Source organism: Vibrio sp. 378, from assembly GCF_033339435.1.
On the sequence record NZ_JAWOUO010000970.1, the window covers coordinates 1 to 559 of the forward strand.

Below are 559 nucleotides of genomic sequence, written 5' to 3' on the forward strand. Positions count from 1 at the left end.
TTTTAGCGGAACGCGTCGAAACCGCAGAAGAGTTTGAGCAAGCCAAAGCGGCGGGTTTTAAATTCTTTCAAGGCTACTTTTTTAGCAAGCCATTGGTGTCGCAAACCAAATACGTCAGTCCGGAGCAGGTGTTAGCGTTACAACTGTTTCGGGAAGTCTGCGCGCCAGAGCCGGATTTTGACCGCATTGAAAGCATCATTACGCAAGATGTGGCCTTGTCGTACAAGTTACTGCGTTTTGTGAATACCCAGATCACCACATTAGAGGTGGAAATCAGCTCGTTCCGTCAGGCGCTGATTTACCTTGGTCAAGACAAGCTGAAGCAATTTGTCTCTTTGGTGGTGGCGTCTTACATCTCGAGCAACAAACCGCGTGAGTTGTACAACCTCTCTTTGCAACGTGCCCAGTTCTGTGAGCTGATGTCGCGTTACCAACCTTTTTCTCATCTCAATGAGCAAGGCTTTATGGTCGGCTTATTGTCGATCTTAGATGCCATGCTCGACTTATCGATCGAAGCTTTGGTGAAGCAACTGCCGTTGAGTGATTCTGTGCAGCAAGC

1 protein-coding gene is annotated in these 559 nt (G+C 48.1%); it reads left to right on the plus strand.

The window, feature by feature from the left end; translation table 11 throughout:
* On the plus strand, positions 1–559 hold a 559-nt coding region (locus R7Q48_RS29860), incomplete at both ends, for an EAL and HDOD domain-containing protein (RefSeq protein ID WP_318134003.1).